The sequence below is a fragment of the Vreelandella indica genome (assembly GCF_037070225.1).
Lineage (GTDB): Bacteria > Pseudomonadota > Gammaproteobacteria > Pseudomonadales > Halomonadaceae > Vreelandella > Vreelandella arctica.
The window spans coordinates 15734-34374 of the sequence record NZ_JBANSO010000001.1 but is presented as its reverse complement, the minus strand read 5'-3'; the positions used below and the strand labels follow the sequence as shown (position 1 = coordinate 34374).

Genomic DNA, 18641 nt, shown 5'->3' with positions numbered 1-18641 from the left:
GTATATAAACGCCTGAACAAGGAGCTGGTCGCCGTTGAGGACGGCTTTCGCGAGTCAGAAGCCAGTTGGTCAGAGCTGCTGCTGGGCCTGCGTGAGCGAGGCCTGACGACAAGTCCTAAGCTGGCGGTCGGTGACGGTGCTCTTGGGTTCTGGAAAGCAGTGGCCAAGTGTTACCCCGATACCCGTCATCAGCGCTGCTGGGTGCACAAGACAGCCAATATCCTGTCTGCACTGCCGAAGTCCGTTCAACCCAAGGTGAAGGCGGCACTGCATGATATATGGATGGCAGAGACACAGGACGAGGCACACAAAGCCTTTGACCGGGCGCTGGTTCGCTTCGAGTCGAAGTATCCTGGTGCCATGGAGCGCCTGCGCAAGGATCGGGAAGAACTGCTGGCGTTCTACGACTTCCCGGCAGAGCATTGGGTTCACATCCGGACAACCAATCCGATCGAATCCACGTTCGCGACTGTCCGGCTGAGAACCAAACGAGCGCGAAACTGCGGCTCGCGAGAGACCACGCTGGCGATGGTCTACAAGCTGCTGGAGTCAGCCCAGAAGAACTGGAAGCGGATCAAAGGATTTAATCTGCTGACTCTCGTGGTCAACAACGTGAAGTTCAAGGACGGCGAACAAGTACAGGATCAATCAGACAGGAACGTGGCCTGATGTCCGTACACCAGATTTGACAATAACTCCGATAATCCGTTTGCAGAGTCACTGTTCCGAACCTGCAAATATCGGCCGGACTGGCCATCAGCAGGCTTTAAAAGCCTTGATGAAGCAAGGGGATGGGTGCTGAAGTTTACGCGGTGGTACAACTACGAGCATAAGCACAGTAAGTTGCGGTTCGTCACGCCACATCAGCGCCATACAGGGCAGGATGTTGCGATACTGGCTCAATGCAAAGAACGAATTGAAGCCGCTAAAGCAGCTAACCCAAGTCGTTGGGGAAACCGCGAGGTTAGGAACTGCACACCAGTGGGACCGACAACGCTGAATCCTGAAAAACAGCAGACTAAACAGATAGAAAAAAAGGCCGCTTAAAACGGTCAATGGTGACAACTAACTTGAAAAACGCCGCTCAACTAGCCAAGATAGTTGTCATCAACAGGTCATCCTAATTGTCGCAAGCACCCAAATGGCCTGAACATTTGGCGAACTAAGCTACTCGGCCCGCGCTAACTCCCGTGCCAGGAACGGAGCGGTTCGGCTGCCAGACTTTCGGGCCACCTGCTGAGGGGAGCCCGCCACCACGATGCTGCCGCCGGCAGCGCCCGCGCCTGGCCCGACGTCGATCACCCAGTCGGCTTGGGCCACCGCACGCATGTCGTGCTCGATCATCACTACGGTATTGCCGGCATCGACCAGGCGCTGCAACTGCACCAGTAGCCGGTCGGCATCCGAGGCGTGCAGCCCGGTGGTCGGCTCGTCGAGCACGTACAGGCTTCGGCCGCGCTGGCTGCGCTGAAGCTCGGTCGCCAGCTTGATGCGCTGCGCCTCGCCACCGGAAAGCTCGGTGGCCGGTTGCCCCAGGGGCAGATAGCCCAGTCCGATGTCGCGCAGCAGTTGCAGGGGCCTTGCCACCGCGTCTTCACCCGCGAAGAATTCGCTGGCCTCGTCCACGGTCATCTGCAGCACCTCGGCGATGTTGCGCCCGTTCCACTGCACCTTCAGCGTGGCCTCGTTGTAGCGCGCGCCATGGCAGGCCGGGCACGGCGCGTACACGCTGGGCATGAACAGCAGTTCCACGCTAACGAAACCCTCGCCCTCGCAAGTCTCGCAGCGCCCCTTGGCGACGTTGAACGAGAACCGTCCGGCATCATAGCGGCGGCGTCGGGCATCGGGCGTGGCGGCGAACAGCTTGCGCACATGGTCGAACAGACCCGTGTAGGTAGCCAGGTTCGACCGCGGCGTGCGCCCGATCGGCTTCTGGTCTACCTGCACCTGGCGCTGTATGGCGTCCACGTCGCCCGCCAGATGGCCGCCGGTCGCTTCGACCACTGCCGGCCCTTCGCTGGTGGCGCTTTCGGCGGCATCGTCTTCAGGCTCGTGGCCCAGGTGCAGCAGCACCAATTCCGGCAGGGCCTGCGCGATGAGGCTGGATTTGCCGGAGCCAGAGATGCCGGTAACGGCTGTCAGCACGCCCAGCGGAATGCGCGTATCCACGCCATGCAGGTTATGGCGGTGGATGCCCTGCAGCTCCAACCAGCCGGTTGCTTCGCGTGCTCGGCTTCCGGGTGCGGGAATTTCGTCGAACAGGTAACGTGCAGTACGCGATTCGGCAATCTTGCGCAGCCCATCCGGCTCGCCGCTGTAGAGCACGCGGCCGCCACGCTCCCCGGCATCCGGCCCGACATCCACGAGCCATTGCGCGCGGCGCATCAGGTCCAGGTCGTGCTCCACCACAAACACCGAGTTGCCCGCGTCGCGCAGCCGGTCGAGTGCATCGTACAGGGCCTGGCTGTCGGAGGGATGCAGGCCCGCCGAGGGTTCGTCGAGTACGTACACGACGCCGAACAGCAGGGAACTTAATTGCGTGGCCAACCGCAAGCGTTGCAACTCGCCGGCCGAAAGCGTCGGCGTGGCCCGGTCCAGCGTCAGGTAGCCCAGGCCTAGCTCGCGCAGTTGGTGCAGGCGCGCCATCACGCCTCCAGCCAGGCGCTGCGCGGCGAGGCGCTTTTCTTCCGACAGCGCGGAGGTATGGCGCACGTCGGGCGATACCGCATGGACCGCATGGCCGGTGGCAGCGCGTTCGGCACGCTCGCGCCGGGTCGATTCCTTGTCTGTAGCCGCACCCGCTGCATGGGCGCGGAAATCGCCCTGTGCGATGGGTTCGAGCAATGCCGCCAAGTGGTCCAGCGGCATCTGCATAAACGCGCCGATGTCCACCCCAGCGAAGGTAACCGACAGCGCTTCGGGCTTGAGCCTCTTGCCGTGGCAGGTAGGGCACGGTTTGCCCTCCATGAACCGGGATACGCGCTTTCTCATCAGCGCGCTCTGGGTATTGGCAAAGGTGTGCAACACATACCGCCGGGCGCCGGTGAAGGTGCCCATGTAGCTCGGCTCCATCTTGCGTTTGAGCGCGGTGCGGGTTTCGGCAGGCGTGAAACCGGCGTACACCGGCACCGTTGGTGTTTCCTCGGTGAACAGAATCCAGTCGCGATCCTTTTTTGGCAGGTCCTTCCACGGCCGGTCAACGTCGTAGCCCATGCTGACCAGGATGTCGCGCAGGTTCTGGCCCTGCCAGGCGGGTGGCCAGGAAGCAATCGCCCACTCACGGATGCTCAGGGAGGGGTCGGGCACCATGTTCGCCTCGGTCACCTCGTACACATGACCCAAGCCGTGGCAGGTCGGGCACGCCCCCTGCGGCGTGTTCGGCGAAAAATCCTCGGCGTAGAGCATCGGCTGGTTGGCGGGATAGGCGCCGGCGCGCGAATACATCATCCGCACCAGGCTGGACAGGGTGGTCACACTGCCCACGGAGGAACGCGCATTGCTGGCCCCCCGCTGCTGCTGCAGCGCCACCGCTGGTGGCAGGCCGTCGATCGCATCTACGTCCGGCACGCCCGCCTGGTCGATCAGGCGCCGTGCATAGGGGGCCACCGACTCAAAGTAGCGTCGCTGCGCCTCGGCATAGATGGTGCCGAAGGCCAGCGAGGACTTCCCGGAGCCGGAGACACCCGAGAACACCACCAGCGCATTCCGCGGGATAGAGACGTCCACCTCTTTGAGGTTGTTCTCACGCGCGCCACGCACCTGCACGAGGCCGCTGGCCGCAGCGGTACAAGAGGATTCACCGAAAGAATTGCTTGGCATGTTGTTCTCCTCTGTTCAAACGGACGGCGCAGCTATCGCGCGCCAGGACGGCAGCTCGTCAGGAAGGTTTCTCTTCCGCCGCCGTGTCGCTGTGGGCGTGTCTTATCCTGCGGACGATCCACCAGATCGTCAGCATCACCGCAGGTACCAGAACCGCCATCACCTGCGCCACGCTGTCGTGAACGAGCGGAATGCCCTTGAGCAGGTAGCCGAGAAGACTCACGACGTAATAAGAAATTGCCGCGACCGACAGGCCTTCGACGGTTTGCTGAAGGCGCAATTGCAACTTGGCCCGGTTGTTCATCGAAGCCAGCAGATCGCGGTTCTGGCGTTCAAGTTCGACGTCGATCCACGAACGCAGCAACGCGATGGCTCGGGTCAGTTTGTCGGAGAGCTTGGCCTGGCGCTCCTTTACGGATTGGCACTCCCGCATGGCTGGAGCGATGCGACGCTGCAGGAAATCCGCCCAGGTGCTGTATCCGGATACGGCCACTTCTGAAAGCGCAGCCAGCCTTTCCTCGACGATCTCGTAGTAGGCACGGCTGGCGCCGAAGCGATAGAGATTTGCCGCGACGCCAGCTTCCAGTTCGGCGGCCAGACCTGTCAATTCGGAAAGCAGCACGTCGCTATCGCGGCGTTCTACCAAATTCGTACACATCTCGTCAGTGATCGCAGCAAGGCGCGACTCCATGTGTCGCAGCTCCGACGTCATCGATCGCGTCAACGGCAGAGACAGCAACGCCAAGGTACGGTACGTCTCGATCTCCAATAGACGTTGAGCCAGCGCACCTGCCCGCGCCGGGGTCAAATCACGAGCAAGGATGAGGATCTGCGTCAGGCCATCCTCATCCTGTCGGAAGTCGGTCAAGATGGCGGCAGAGCCGTTCTCTACCAGCGAGTAGCACAGGCTGGCAGGATCGAAGCGATCAGCCTCCTTCTCCGTTTCTGGTGTCCACGGAAGAAGTCTCAAGCGGATGCCGGATATGACCGGGCCCGGAGGAACAAATCCATGTTTGAAGGGATTTTCTCCGCAAGGCTCTCCCGTCTTGGAATCCAGCGAAGCGCACCAGAGATACGTGGAGAACTCGGTGTGCTTTTCACAGTGAAGGTCTCCCTCATCCCATGTCATGCCGTGTAGCGGCGTAGCGTGGTCGGGCTCGGCAACGCCGAAGCGATGAGACAACTCGCTCATCGCCATCTGATCCCTGGTCTGGTCACCTTCGGTCATGAAAGCGAGCTGCAATATACCCCGGGGGGCCTCAAGCAACAGATGCGGGCGCGCATGCACTTCACCCACGGCAGCAGCACGATCGGCATAAGCCGGCATGCCGTACACGGTGGCGGTTGGGGTGGGTTGTACGGTCGTCGTATTGATATTGGCCGGCTCTTTCATAACGACCTCATTTCTCATTGGTTGAAAAGCACGCTTCAAAACAAATGCCCGCCGCCATGTGTTTCGCACATGGCTGCGGGCCGATCTTCATGAGCATGCACCGCGTTACGCAGTCCGTCTAACAGGCTCGCCGTATAATAGAGGCTTGTGCTGACCCTGTCAGAACGCTCTCAGCTTCCTTGCTTTCAGACGAAGGTGTACGAGCAGATCTTGTTGCCCGCCGGATCACGCAGGTAGGCCGCATAGGCACCCGGCAGGTGACCACGTGCGCCAGGCTGGCCCTCGTCAGTGCCGCCTGCGGCAAGGCCGGCGGCGTGGAAGGCATCCACTTCAGCGGGAGTGGCGGCCGCAAAGCCGATCGTCACGCCGTTGCTGGAAGGCGCTTCACCATTGCCCGGGCGGGCGATGATGAAAGCCGGCTTTTCGCGACCGAAAAGTACCCATCCGTTGTTGAAAGGACCGAGGTTCTTGATGCCAAGAGCACCCAGAGCGGCGTCGTAGAACGCGACCGACTTCTGAAGGTCGGCAGCGCCGATAAAGATGTGCGAAAAGATGCCATCGCCAGAAATGACAGGAGTGGACATGATTAATTTCCTTGGTGGTTGGCGTTGAATGGGTAGTGGGCGATCAGTAGTGGATCACCGTGCGAATCGACTTGCCTTCATGCATCAGGTCGAAGGCCTTGTTGATGTCGTCGAGGCCCATGGTGTGGGTGACGAACGGGGCGAGATCGATCTCGCCTTTCATTGCGTCCTCCACCATGCCGGGAAGTTGAGTGCGGCCCTTGACCCCGCCGAAAGCCGAGCCCTTCCAGGTGCGACCGGTGATCAACTGGAACGGGCGCGTCGAAATTTCCTTGCCTGCACCAGCCACGCCGATGACGATCGACTGGCCCCAGCCACGATGTGCTGCTTCCAGTGCCGAGCGCATCACGTTGACGTTGCCGATGCACTCGAAGGTGTGATCGACACCCCAACCGGTCATCTCGATGAGAACCTCGTGAATCGGCTTGTCGAAGTCCTTCGGGTTGAGGCATTCGGTCGCGCCGAAGGTACGAGCCAGCTCGAACTTCGCTGGATTGGTGTCGATGGCGATGATGCGACCTGCCTTGGCCTGGCGTGCCCCCTGAATCGCAGCGAGCCCGATACCGCCGAGGCCGAAGATGGCCACAGAGTCACCCGGCTGAACCTTGGCCGTGTTGTGAACAGCGCCGATGCCGGTGGTCACACCGCAACCCAGCAGGCAAACATGCTCGGGATTGGCGTCCGGGTTGATCTTGGCCAGCGAGACCTCGGCCACCACGGTGTATTCGGAGAAGGTCGAGCAGCCCATGTAGTGGTATATCGGCTGGCCGTTGTAGCTGAAGCGGGTAGTGCCATCGGGCATCACGCCCTTGCCTTGGGTGGCGCGCACCGCCACGCACAGGTTGGTCTTGCCGCTCTTGCAGAACAGGCACTCACCGCACTCGGCGGTGTACAGCGGGATCACGTGGTCACCCGGCTTGACCGAGGTCACGCCCTCGCCGACCTCGACCACGATGCCGGCCCCCTCATGGCCCAGCACCGCCGGGAACACGCCTTCCGGGTCCTCGCCCGACAGGGTGAAGGCGTCGGTATGGCAAACGCCGGTATTCGTGATCCTGACAAGCACCTCGCCCTTGCGCGGCGGCTCGACGTCGATCTCGACGATTTCCAGTGGCTTTCCAGGCCCGAAGGCAACTGCTGCACGTGATTTCATGATGTCGCTTCCTTTACTAGCTAACTAAGTTTTCCCTCACCGAGGGTACCCTGGCGCCTCTACCGCAGGTAGGAGCGGACGATGGAAATGGTCTCGTCAATGGACTTGTTCTGCAAATCGCTCCTGATTTCGCTACTGGGAAACTCTTCCCTTAGATAGCTCTCCAGAACCGTTGCCATCAATCCGTTGACAGCTCCACGAACAGCCGCAAGCTGCTGAAGAATTGCAGGGCATTCAGCACCTGCATCGAGCGCTTGCTTCTTTTCTTCCGGGCCATGTGGCACTCACCGCTTTTCACTCCAGATAAGCGGGGCCTGACGCCGAAGAGACAGGCCCTCAACTCATTAGAATTCCTGCACGGTTGGGCGCAGAACGATCTCGTTAATATCCACGTCAGCAGGCTGCTCAATTGCGAAGGCGATAGCTCGCGCGACGGATTCGGCGGGAATTGCATGCTTGTAGAAATCCACCACGAAATCGCGGCTCTGTTGGTGGGTGCTGCCGAATTTCAGTTCGGAGTCCACGGCGCCCGGCTCGATAGTCGTGGTGCGGATGCTGCCACCGACTTCGTGACGCAGTCCTTCGGAGATAGCCCGCACAGCAAACTTGGTGCCACTGTACACGGTGCCACCCGGGCTGAACACCTTCACGCCTGCAACCGATGCGATGTTGATGAAGTGACCACTGTTTTGTTTCTGGAAGACTGGCAATGCAGCCGCGACTCCGTACAGCAGACCCTTGATGTTAATATCGATCATGCGATCCCACTCGTCAGTGCGAGTATCGCTGAGCGGTGCAATCGCCATCAGTCCGGCATTGTTGATCAGTACATCAATGCGACCGTAGGTGTCCACGGCACCTTGAATGAGTGTTTTGACCTCTTCCTGAGAGGTGACATCGGTCTGATACGCGATTGCCTGACCACCTGCATTGGTCAGCTCAGCCACCAATGCGTCGAGTTTATCTTTGCGGCGTGCAGCCAGCACTACGCGAGCGCCAAGCGCAGCAAGGTGGCGTGCAGTAGTCTCACCCAGGCCGCTGCTGGCACCGGTGATAACGACAACTTTTCCAGAAATGTTATTGCTCATGCTAAGAACCTCATCGGTGGTTTTATACTTCGCCATGGTTGGTTAACCTGGCAGTGCGCAAACTTTAGACCCATGATTGATCTCAATAAATGGAAATGATTGGATTATGCTATTCCTGAAAATGGAATAAATGGGAGGGGCAACATGCTTAACCGCATGGAGATGGTCAGGATTTTTTGCACAGCAGCAGAGGCAGGTAGCTTCCGCGAAGCGGCAACTCGATTAGGCATCTCCCCACAAGGGGTGACTCGAGCCATTCAAGCCCTGGAAACTGAGCTTGGCGAATCACTGTTCCACCGCAATACCCGCCAGGTGAGCATCACTGCTTTCGGTCAGGATTACGCCAAAGATGCCAGGTCAGCTCTGGATCATTTCGATACGCTATTCCGGTCGCACAGGACGGAGCCTGAGCTGTCAGGTAGGGTGGGGATTACGGCTCCACATGCTATTGGCAGGCGCTTCCTAATACCGTTTCTTCAGCCCCTGGCCGCTGCACATCCTGACCTGCAATTCGATCTCCGCTTGGAAGATCAGATGACTGATGCCGTTGAAGCGCATATCGATATTGGTATCCGGGTGGGGGTTATTCGCGACCGGCGCTACGTTGCACGTGCCTTAGCTCCCGTGCCGTTTTACGTTGTCGCGTGCCCGTCTCTCATAGGCCAAAAGACACCACCTGAATCTTTGGATGCCTTAGCTAAGCTGCCACTTTCAGTCCTGATCGACCGGAAAAATGGCCGCCCTTGGCCTTGGCTATTTGCCGACGGGCAAACGTTCGCGCCCAGGCAGCCAGCGCTTATCTGTGATGATCCAGATACGGAATTGGAAGCCACCCTGGCAGGCATGTGTTTTGGCCAAATTCCTGCCTATCTGGCTGAGCCTCATCTGCGGTCAGGAAAGCTGGTTGCCGTTTTGGCTGATCACGCTCCAGCACCATGGGATCTGTTCATATACCGCCCGCAGCAGGGTCCTGTATCGAAGCGGGTGCGATTGGTGTACGACCACCTTAAGCAGGCTTTCTCAAACCCCAGGCTATTTCCCCAGGGCCTGGGGGAATAGCCAGAGACTCATAGACAACCCTGGTGCGAAGCACGGCGCGTTCCCAGCTGATCCAGAAGTGAGCTGCAAGGGCGTGAAAATATGCATACGTGCCGGAAATAATAGCGACATATTGACATATATAGATATTGCGAATAGCCTTGACTCGTAACCCGCACTAGAAACCTCAGGTGGTACCCCCATGAAAGATTCCGGCGATACCTACCATGAGATCTCTGCCCATGCCCCCTTTGGTGGCGATAAGAAATCTGGCCCAGGACGGGAAACTCACAAGTCAATGCTGGAAGCCTACAGGCAGAAGAAGAACATCGACGTCAGCCTCAACGAAGCACCGCTCGGGCTCTTCAGAGCTCGTTGATCCATGTTTTTTGACTTATGGAATCGAATATTTTAGATATGCAGGTAAATGAAATGACACAATCAGAACTTTTTAAAACCACTCAGCTGGGCCCATACACCCTCAAGAACCGTATCGTTCTGCCGCCACTGACGCGTTCGCGCAGCTCCCAACCCGGCAATATTGCGAACGACCTAATGGCCACCTATTACCGTCAGCGCAGCGGTGCTGGCTTCATGGTGACCGAGGGCACACAGATCGAACCCCGAGGACAGGGTTATGCCTGGACACCCGGCATTCATAGCCCGGAACAGATACAAGGCTGGCGTAAGGTCACCGACGCTGTTCACGCCGAAGGAGGGGTGATCTTTGCTCAACTTTGGCATGTAGGCCGCGTGTCGCACACATCACTGCAACCCGGTGGCGAAGCGCCCGTCGCGCCATCAGCCATCCGCGCGGACAACGTCAAGGTGTTCATCGAAACTGGCCCCGGCACGGGTACACTGGCCGACCCTTCGACCCCACGAGCCCTGTCCACCGAGGAGGTAAAGGAACTGGTTGAGCTCTACGCCCAAGCAGCCCGAAATGCTCTGGAAGCAGGTTTTGACGGGGTGGAGCTTCACTGCGCGAACGGGTACCTGGTAAACCAGTTCATTTCGGCCCATACCAACCAGCGTGATGATGAATATGGCGGTTCGCTGCAGAATCGTCTTCGTTTCCTGCGCGAAATCACACTCGCCGTTGCTGGTGTGGTCGGCAAGGAGCGCGTTGGCGTTCGCTTCGCTCCGCTGTTCGCGACCACAGACGAAGACCGCGTTTACCTTGGCCTGGTCGAAGAAGATCCTCACCAAACCTACATCGAAGCAGTGAAGATCCTCGAGGAAGCGGGCATTGCCTACCTGTCGCTCGCCGAAGCCGATTGGGACAACGCACCCGAGCTGCCTGAGACGTTCCGGGAAGCTGTTCGTAAGACTTTCAGCGGCAAGATTATCTATGCCGGCAAGTACACCGCTGAACGAGCAAATCGCGTGATAAAAGCTGGCTGGGCCGACCTGATCGCTTTTGGTCGCCCCTTCATTGCGAACCCCGACCTGCCCGCGCGTATCGCCAACAACTGGCCGCTTAACCCACTTGATCCAGGCAGCATGTACGGCGGTACCGATAAGGGCTACATCGACTATCCTACTTACAAACCCTAAACGCTCAGAGCCACGCCCCATAACTCAGGGGCGTGGCTCTGCGTTTGCTGACCGAGGAAGTTAAGCATGTACCAACCGAGCACGATTCCTTACCAAGAGCATAGGGGATTCAAACGGACCTTCAGGCAGGGTCATCTAAGCCTTGGACTATTCTTTCCCCTGGAGGCTTTCCAGGGTGACACACCGCGCATGCTGGATCAGGTCGCGCTGGCCAAACATGCAGAGGCACTAGGTTTTTCGGCGCTCTGGTTTCGCGATGTGCCGCTCAGGGACCCAAGCTTCGGTGATGTCGGCCAGGTTTTCGACCCTTGGGTGTATCTGGGCTACATGGCAGCCCATACAACAAAAATCGCACTAGGCACCGCCTCCATCGCCCTTACTTTGCGTAATCCCTTGCACACGGCAAAGGCCGCAGCGAGCATTGATCAGTTGAGCGGAGGTCGCTTGCTCCTGGGAGTAGCCTCTGGCGATCGTCCCGTGGAGTTTCCCGCATTCAGCGTTGATCCAGAAAAGCGTGGCGAGACCTTTCAAGAAAACCTCAATGTGATACGCCAAGCCCATCGAACACACTTCGAGCCCATTCGCTGGAGTCACGGCGAGTTACTGGGGGCCGATCTCGTTCCCAAACCTACGACTCGGGAAATACCGCTATTCGTAACCGGACACAGCCGCCAGCCGCTCGATTGGATCGCGCGTGAAAGCCATGGATGGATCAACTATCCACGTCCGCCACAAATGCAGCGACTGATCGTGGAAGATTGGCGACAGGAAACGGCTAAACAGTGTGGCACTATCTACAAGCCATTCTTGCAATCGCTGTATATCGACCTGGACGAACACCCATCCACGCCGCCCTCGCCTATCCATCTAGGATTCCGGCTGGGACGTAACTACCTTCTGGCCTTGCTGGATACACTTCAGGAAATCGGTGTGGATCACGTCATCCTGAACCTCAAGTATGGTAAACGCCCCGCAGCAGAGGTTATCGAGGAACTTGGCAAACATATCGTCCCGCAATTCGGCGCACAGGAGCCCGATAGTTCTACCTGACAGGACGCCAGGATTTCCAGTCCAAGCCTGCCCATCACTGCGAAGGGCAGGCGCGGAGATCATGGTGAAGCCTTCCAATTTGCTGCGCGAATCAGGAAGATATCTAGATATCGAAAAAAACAGGTCTCAAAAAATTCATGACTATTGACGTCAACGAAGCCCTGAAAGCATTGGCGAACCCGATGCGCTTTACTATCCTTAATTGGCTCAAGGAGCCCAGGACAGCCTTTCCCGGGCAGGAGGTCGACCCAGAAACGGTAGGCGTGTGCGTCAGTATCATCCAAGAGCGCACGGGCCTCTCGCAGTCAACGACATCGCTTTATCTCGCCGCTCTACAGCGCGCGCAATTGGTGACATCGCAGCGGATCGGCCCCTGGACCTACTACAAACGCCACGATGAGAATATCGACGCCTTCTTAAAGGCGCTGCAAGAAAGAATCTAGGTATGCAGCCCCAGGAAGTCATGGTGCATTCTTCAGCCCTCATCAGGAGGATGCGCCATGGCTACAGGTCTTCATACTTTGACAGCCGCCAAGTAATACGCCGTCGTAGGCCATTATTTAGCGCCAACCAATGACTAAATTTTTGTTACCTTTCGAGTGCCCGGATACTTTCCGGATGTACGTCGAGGCCCATTGATAAACGAGGTATCTATATGGCACGCATTGTCAGAATTCATGAATACGGTGACGCCAGCGTTCTGAAGCTGGAGGATCTGGAAGTATCGGCACCAGCAGCAAACGAGGTGCAGATTAGTGTTAAAGCTATTGGCTTGAACCGAGCCGAAGTGATGTTCCGCAATCACGCATACCTACAAGAAGCGGAGTTCCCCAGCCGCTTAGGCTACGAGGCCGCAGGCATCGTAACGGCAGTTGGGAGCGACGTAACCGAGATCACTATTGGTGACTCGGTCGCTCTGATCCCACCTTTGGATATTGCTCGCTGGGGCACCTACGGCGAGTTGGCCAATGTACCAGCCCACCTGGTGGTAAAGAGCCCTGAGAACTTGTCCTTTGAAGAGGCTGCGGCGTCTTGGATGCAGTACGTCACCGCCTGGGGAGCATTGATTGAACAGGCGAAGCTACGGCAGGGCGATTTTGTCATCGTTACCGCCGCGTCAAGCAGTGTTGGCTTGGCCGCCTTCCAAATAGCTCGAATGGTCGGCGCCACATCGATTGCGATCACTCGAACTCACGCGAAGAAGCAAGCCCTGCTTGATGCAGGCGCTGCGCATGTCATCGTCAGCGATGAAGAGGATATCGTCGAGCGTGTTATGACGATAACTGCCGGTCAAGGCGCTCGCGTTGTATTCGATCCTGTAGGCGGGCCGTCCTTTGAACCTCTCACGCAGAGCATGGCGCGGGGCGGAATTTTGCTGGTGTACGGCGCACTCAGCTCTGAACCGACACCATTCCCACTGTTTACCGTGCTGGGCAAAAGCCTGACTTTGAAGGGTTATCTCTACGCAGAGATTGTGGCCGACCCTGAAGCCCTGGAGAGAGCGAAGGCTTTTATTCTGCAAGGGTTGAAGTCCGGTGCGTTGCGCCCGATCATCGCAAAGACATTCGCACTTAGCGACATCCAGGATGCCCATCGTTTCCTTGAAGCCAATCAGCAGATCGGCAAGATCGTGGTAACTGTCTGACCAGCAATTATGGGGCTGAGAGCGTAATCCTTCGGCCCCGACTCAAGCCAGCCCTGATGACCGCTATTGGCCGACTCTGTTGAAAAAGTAGCTGCTCCCCCATGCTGTCGGCAGAATTGCTCTGTCAGCTAGCGCGGGGACGGTGAGCCGCCGCATCGTCAGGGCACAGCGTTGCTCAATCATTGATTTGCTCAACTACGGCATTGCCAGCAAAACTTTGTCCAGGGTCAAACTGGAGCTTGCGCGCCGTGGCGGGCAGTAGTTTTGTCAGTTTGTCCAAATGCGCCGTTTGGCCTGCGTCAGTTTCGCGGCGGTCTCCAGCCGTACATATACCAAACGCCTCTGGTCATCCGCCGCGTCGCAACTCCCTGACACCCCGGCCCAGCTTGCGGCGCAGCAGGGCCCGCAGGGTCGCCCCATCCGAATACCCGACCTGTGTGGCGACCTGGTCGACGCTGGCGTTTCCGGTGCGCAAGAGATGGACGGCATGCTCCACGCGCAGGTCCTGGAAATACGACAGTGGTGTCTTGCCCAAAACGCTTTGCAGCCGCCGCGCCAAGGTGCGCTCGCTTGTGCCCGCGGCGCTGGCCGCCTCCGCCAGCGAGAACCCCTGCGCGAGCCGACGTCTGGCCCAGCTCTCGAAGCGCTCCACCATTGGGTCGGCATGCGCAAGGTGGTCGGGAATCACGAACTCGGCTTGCGAACTGCGTGCCTCGACCAGCAGATAGCGTGCCACCAGGGCCGCCAGCGCCGGACTGCGCCCCCGGATGATGTGCAAGGCCAAGTCAACGTGGGCCAAAGCGGCACCCGCGGTAGTGAAGCGTGTCGAGTTCACGATCATGCGTGACTCGTCCAACGTGACGTTCGGATAGCGCTGCCGAAACATCGGCCCCAGCCACCATGACGTCGTCGCACGATGCCCATCAAGCAGGCCACTCTCTGCAAGTAAGAAACTACCGGAGCAGGCGGCACCAAGGTGCGCGCCAGCGGTGGACCACAGCTGTAGCGCGGCGACCGCATCGGGCACGTCGGGGCGTGTGAGCCGAGCCGAGAGCGTGTCAGGCATCTTGTCACCAAACGCGGGCACGAGCACGACGTCTGGTTCCGGCACACCACGCGCAGTGACCACGGGGACCGTCAAGCCCTGCGCCGTTAGGATGCGACGCCGCACGCCCACCAGCGTGAGCTCTATGTGCGCGGGAGCCTGTGGCAGCGAGCTCGACATCGCATTGGCCAAGCCCACTGTGTCAGTGAGCGCCGCAAGCCCCAGATCAAACACGCCATCACAAACAAGGATATGAAGTTTCATGGCAATAATGATATCAAAGTTGTCATTTTTGTCTATATAAATGGTTGTCATGAAGACTTAGACTGCAGGCTCGTCGGTGCTTTCACCTAAACCATTTACCCAAAGGATTACAATATGACCAAGCTCGCCCTGTTTGTTCGCCTCGAAGCCAAACCCGGCCAGGAGGCTGCGCTTGCCGACTTCCTGGCCAGCGCACTGCCGCTCGCCAACGCCGAATCCGGCACCACTGCCTGGTTTGCATTGAAGTTTGGCCCTTCGACGTTCGGTGTGTTCGATGCCTTTGCCGATGAGGCAGGTCGCCAGGCACATCTGAACGGCCAGATCGCCGCGGCCTTGATGGCCAACGCCGCGACCTTGCTCAGTTCTCCGCCCAATATCGAGAAGGTCGAACTGCTTGCAGCCAAACTGCCTGCATGACAACCCGGCCTTGACTCAATCAGGTCACGCTGCGTAGGGCCACACGGCCCTACGCAGCCCCCCTCGATTGCCGGGGGGATGTTCGGCGACAATTAGGATGACCAGTTGACGACAATTCTCTTGGCCGGTTGGGTGTCTCAATAGGTACCTTGTTTTCTGTTCGGAGTTCAAGGTGCCAAGAATATTAAACGCGCATACATGTAAAAGCGAAGCTCACCTGAGATTACGGTAAGGCGCATTCCTTAAGTACTCTTAGCTATCTAAGCCCAGAGAGGAGGACAAGCGCAAGGACGACGCGGAATTGAAGTCGGAGCTGTTGAACGTGCTTCGTCGCTATCTCCGCCCGGAGTTCATCAACCGCATTGATGAGATCATCGTGTTCCACGCGCTCGACCGCAAACAGATCCGTGACATCGTAGGCCTGCAGCTCGAACGCGTGAAGCGTATCGCGCACGGGCAGGGCTTGACGGTGGAGTTCGACAACTCACTCATCGACCACTTGGCGGATGTCGGCTACCGGCCGGAGTTTGGGGCGCGCGAACGTCGTCGCCAGATCCGATCCCTGATCGAGACGCGCCTTGCGAGTGCCGTGTTGCGGGGCGACATAGAGGAAGGTGATAGCCTGCGCTTCGTCTACGACGATGATCGAAGTGAAATCCGCTGGGAGAAGGAAGCAAAGGTGCCCAGGGTTTACCTTCGCGTAGTGGGCTATAGTGTTACTAGAGTTCCACTCTGTATTTCCTTTACCCGTCAACCTGAGGTCATTATGGCCGAGTCGACCCACAATCCGAACGGTCAGCCGGCCTCAACCGACACCGTGTATGGAATGCCGGCCTATGCCGATAGGGCGGCGGCCGTGAACGAAGTGCATGCACGCCCACACCTCATGATTCAGGCCCCGAGGCAGATGTTGCAGTTCGCTTTCATGACGGGAGGAGATCTGACTAAGGATAAGTTGGCGGTGAATGAGTTGTCTGGTCGTCTCGGCGTGGCTGAGCCTGACCAATCCACGTCATTTCACGGCTTGGCCTGGGACGACGGAGACCTGCACTGCGAAAAACACACGGAGTATTCGACGTATCTGTGGTGTGCCGAGCTTGATCCCGAAACCGGAGAACCATGCGGCGAGAATCCGTTCAAGCATGGATTCATCCCTCCAGGCCCGGTGGTATCGGGCGTGCGCCTGACCTTTCTTCCATGGAATTCAGATACTGAGAAGGAGGTAGATCGCTTCGATACTTCCAGCCTTTGTTACTCGCTAGTAGAAAGTGGGAACGCTGCCATCCTGACCGATTTCCGACAGGATGACGACGGCCTGACGCACATCCTGATCCTTGCGCGTGATTTGAAACCCGCGCGAGCAGGTGCGCTGGCGCAACGTCTTCTGGAGATTGAGACCTATCGGACTTTGGCCTTATTGTCGTTGCCGTTGACTAGGTCAATGACGAAGGAGCTGCGAAGCATGGAGTCACAACTGGCCATGATGACTGATGAGATGTCGACGAACTCGGAAGCGCGGCGTGACAACCACCTCCTTCTGTCAGAACTGACCAGTTTGGCGGCAAAGTTGGAGGCCTGCGTTGCTGCGAATCTCTATCGATTTGGCGCCAGCCGGGCTTACTACGAGATCGTTGAAGAGAGGTTGGCAGCGCTATTGGAAGAGGGGGTGTCCGGATACTTTACCTGGCGGGATTTTCTTCAGCGTCGTATTGCTCCTGCGATGCGAACCTGCCTTTCGGTTAAAGAGCGCCAGGCCAAGCTCTCCGACGAACTGACCCGAAACATCTCACTGCTGCGCTCCTGGGTCGATGTCGAACTGGAACGCCAGAATCGGGACTTGCTGGCGTCGATGAACAACCGGGTCAAGCTGCAATTGCGTCTTCAGCAAACGGTTGAAGGGCTGTCTGTGGCAGCAATTTCGTATTACGTCGTGAGTCTTTCAGGCTATTTCCTGAAGGGAATTCCATTCATTTACGATGTTGCCACACCGGTGATGTCGGTACTGGTACCCGTCGTGATGCTGTCGATCTGGTGGAGAGTTCGTCGGATCAGGCATGCCCACGACGATTCCACGGCGTTGTAAAAGTCTTAATACGATCTACCGGCTGAAGCGCGGAATGGGGTAATCGTGGAGCGTCCAGTAGGGATGCCAGCATTTAATGGACCCAGTCATCTAATCTCTTGGGGTAGGGGTAGGGCAGCGAGCAAGGCCGGCTGATGGGACCCGGCTTCAATTTTTGGTTTCAATTTCTCCAATGACTATAGCGAGAGTCGCGCTATGCTAATCTTCATCTAAGCTTGGATATACTAGGCGGGCTTTACAGGGTCCCACTCCTAAGTCCGCTAGCTACGTCGTCAAGGAGCGCTTATGACCAAGGCTCAAAACGAGGTCTACACCAAGCAGCCCGCAGCAGAAGGGATCCAGACGGTTAACCCATGCCGAAAAGTGGTGGGCCTAGTACCTGCTCCGGAGATGTCCGCTGAGATGGCCGAAAAGGTAATCGACCAGTTACCCGAACTTCTGGCCAACTACGTCGATGACCGGTTGAACTGGGAGGTGCAACTGATCGTCGATCCGTTGATCGGTGCTGCAGAGGCTTCCAACGATATTATTGGGAGTATTCTCGAGTATAAGCGGGACCAGCAGTGGGACTACGCGATCTGCATTACCGATTTGCCGATCTTTAAGGACGGGCGCTTCGTAATCGCTGAAACCAGCACGGTGCATGGCGTTGCGATGATTTCATTGCCTGCCTTCGGCATTACCGCAATACGTCGTCGCCTGAACGAAGCGATCCTGCAACTGGTCAACGAATTGCACCATGGCAGTTCCGAAGAGGACCGTACTCGTCAGGAGCAGCGTACCCAGCAATCCGATAAAGTCCACGAGAGTCTGCGTGGCAAAGGTGCGCGGCAACTATTGGGCAGGCACCTCTACGAGAAGCTGTTTCCGATACGTCGGCTAACGCTATCGGGCGAGGGAGAGTCCTTTGACGTGCGCTTCATTGCCGATTCGTGGATCAACGGGAACCTTCGCATCCTGGCAGGCATGGTGCGCGCCAACCGCCCCTCGACCATCTTTCCTGCTTTCAAGCGCGTCATCGCCGTCGCGTTCGCGACCGGCGCCTATGGTCTGGTGTTTCCCACCCTTTGGCAGCTCAGCGCCAATTATGGCCGGCCACGCCTTGTTCTGCTGATGGGAGTGGCCATGGTGTCGATGATTGCCTGGATCATTATTGCCCACACGCTTTGGGAACCGATAAAAAACGCCCGATCACCACGTCTGGTTCGGCTCTATAACACGGTCACTGTCCTGACGCTGAGTGCCGGGGTCGTATTCTATTACGTGATCCTGCTGGGCCTTTTCTGTTTCACGGTCCTCGTTTTCATTCCGGCCAACATGCTGGAAGCGCAACTTGATCACGGGGCCAGTCTTCTCGATTACACCACTCTTGCCTGGCTCGCGACTTCGGTTGCCACTATCGCTGGCGCCCTGGGGGCCGGACTGGAAGATGAAGAAACCGTCAGAAACGCTACTTACGGCTACCGGCAGCGACGCCGCAACCAGGAAGCGAATAAGCGCTGACA

Annotated in this window: 16 protein-coding genes and 2 pseudogenes; 11 read left to right on the top strand and 7 right to left on the bottom strand. The window is 58.0% G+C overall.

Features of this window, described 5'->3' with window-relative positions; all coding sequences use genetic code 11:
* Positions 1 to 15 precede the first annotated feature (15 nt).
* Together V8L71_RS00175 and V8L71_RS00170 are read left to right on the top strand one after the other, a co-directional pair.
* Positions 16 to 669, top strand: a pseudogene (locus V8L71_RS00175) (IS256 family transposase); the annotation flags it as partial.
* Between the two features lie 24 nt (positions 670 to 693).
* Positions 694 to 1047: pseudogene (locus V8L71_RS00170) on the top strand (integrase core domain-containing protein); the annotation flags it as partial.
* A 120-nt stretch (positions 1048 to 1167) separates the two neighbouring features.
* Here the strand turns inward: V8L71_RS00170 and V8L71_RS00165 are convergent.
* From V8L71_RS00165 to V8L71_RS00140, 6 genes are all read right to left on the bottom strand, one after another.
* Entirely contained in the window at positions 1168 to 3819 is a 2652-nt protein-coding gene (locus V8L71_RS00165; protein WP_336272878.1) for an excinuclease ABC subunit UvrA, read from the bottom strand.
* Between the two features lie 58 nt (positions 3820 to 3877).
* Entirely contained in the window at positions 3878 to 5212 is a 1335-nt protein-coding gene (locus tag V8L71_RS00160) for a DUF3422 family protein (protein ID WP_336272877.1), read from the bottom strand.
* A 185-nt stretch (positions 5213 to 5397) separates the two neighbouring features.
* Positions 5398 to 5796, bottom strand: coding sequence for a VOC family protein (locus tag V8L71_RS00155; RefSeq protein WP_101146948.1), 399 nt, complete (start codon positions 5794 to 5796; stop codon positions 5398 to 5400).
* A gap of 43 nt (positions 5797 to 5839) precedes the next feature.
* Entirely contained in the window at positions 5840 to 6949 is a 1110-nt protein-coding gene (locus V8L71_RS00150) for an S-(hydroxymethyl)glutathione dehydrogenase/class III alcohol dehydrogenase (RefSeq protein ID WP_003291553.1), read from the bottom strand.
* 59 nt (positions 6950 to 7008) lie between these two features.
* Entirely contained in the window at positions 7009 to 7233 is a 225-nt protein-coding gene (locus V8L71_RS00145; RefSeq protein WP_336272876.1) for a metal-sensing transcriptional repressor, read from the bottom strand.
* Between the two features lie 60 nt (positions 7234 to 7293).
* A complete protein-coding gene (locus V8L71_RS00140; protein WP_431313158.1) occupies positions 7294 to 8073 on the bottom strand; it encodes an SDR family oxidoreductase in 780 nt (259 codons plus the stop codon).
* A 108-nt stretch (positions 8074 to 8181) separates the two neighbouring features.
* Between V8L71_RS00140 and V8L71_RS00135 the strand changes: the two genes are divergently transcribed.
* From V8L71_RS00135 to V8L71_RS00110, 6 genes are all read left to right on the top strand, one after another.
* Entirely contained in the window at positions 8182 to 9096 is a 915-nt protein-coding gene (locus V8L71_RS00135) for a LysR family transcriptional regulator (RefSeq protein ID WP_101146947.1), read from the top strand.
* Positions 9097 to 9277: 181 nt separating this feature from the next.
* On the top strand, positions 9278 to 9454 hold the full coding sequence (locus V8L71_RS00130; protein ID WP_336273040.1) for a hypothetical protein: 177 nt from the start codon (positions 9278 to 9280) through the stop codon (positions 9452 to 9454).
* Between the two features lie 17 nt (positions 9455 to 9471).
* A complete protein-coding gene (locus V8L71_RS00125) occupies positions 9472 to 10632 on the top strand; it encodes an alkene reductase (RefSeq protein WP_336272875.1) in 1161 nt (386 codons plus the stop codon).
* Between the two features lie 66 nt (positions 10633 to 10698).
* On the top strand, positions 10699 to 11682 hold the full coding sequence (locus V8L71_RS00120) for an LLM class oxidoreductase (RefSeq protein ID WP_336272874.1): 984 nt from the start codon (positions 10699 to 10701) through the stop codon (positions 11680 to 11682).
* Between the two features lie 137 nt (positions 11683 to 11819).
* Positions 11820 to 12125: an ArsR/SmtB family transcription factor gene (locus V8L71_RS00115; protein ID WP_176305007.1), complete on the top strand. Its 306-nt coding sequence runs from the start codon at positions 11820 to 11822 to the stop codon at positions 12123 to 12125.
* A gap of 212 nt (positions 12126 to 12337) precedes the next feature.
* Positions 12338 to 13327, top strand: coding sequence for a zinc-dependent alcohol dehydrogenase family protein (locus V8L71_RS00110; protein WP_003291522.1), 990 nt, complete (start codon positions 12338 to 12340; stop codon positions 13325 to 13327).
* A gap of 346 nt (positions 13328 to 13673) precedes the next feature.
* Here the strand turns inward: V8L71_RS00110 and V8L71_RS20710 are convergent, their stop codons facing one another.
* Complete coding sequence (locus V8L71_RS20710) at positions 13674 to 13982, bottom strand: helix-turn-helix domain-containing protein (protein ID WP_412458233.1); 309 nt, start codon at positions 13980 to 13982, stop codon at positions 13674 to 13676.
* A gap of 768 nt (positions 13983 to 14750) precedes the next feature.
* Here V8L71_RS20710 and V8L71_RS00100 point away from each other — a divergent pair.
* From V8L71_RS00100 to V8L71_RS00090, 3 genes are all read left to right on the top strand, one after another.
* Complete coding sequence (locus V8L71_RS00100; protein WP_007182542.1) at positions 14751 to 15053, top strand: putative quinol monooxygenase; 303 nt, start codon at positions 14751 to 14753, stop codon at positions 15051 to 15053.
* Between the two features lie 301 nt (positions 15054 to 15354).
* Positions 15355 to 17136, top strand: coding sequence for a DUF3422 family protein (locus V8L71_RS00095; protein WP_101146943.1), 1782 nt, complete (start codon positions 15355 to 15357; stop codon positions 17134 to 17136).
* 285 nt (positions 17137 to 17421) lie between these two features.
* Complete coding sequence (locus V8L71_RS00090; protein ID WP_101146942.1) at positions 17422 to 18639, top strand: hypothetical protein; 1218 nt, start codon at positions 17422 to 17424, stop codon at positions 18637 to 18639.
* Positions 18640 to 18641 lie beyond the last annotated feature (2 nt).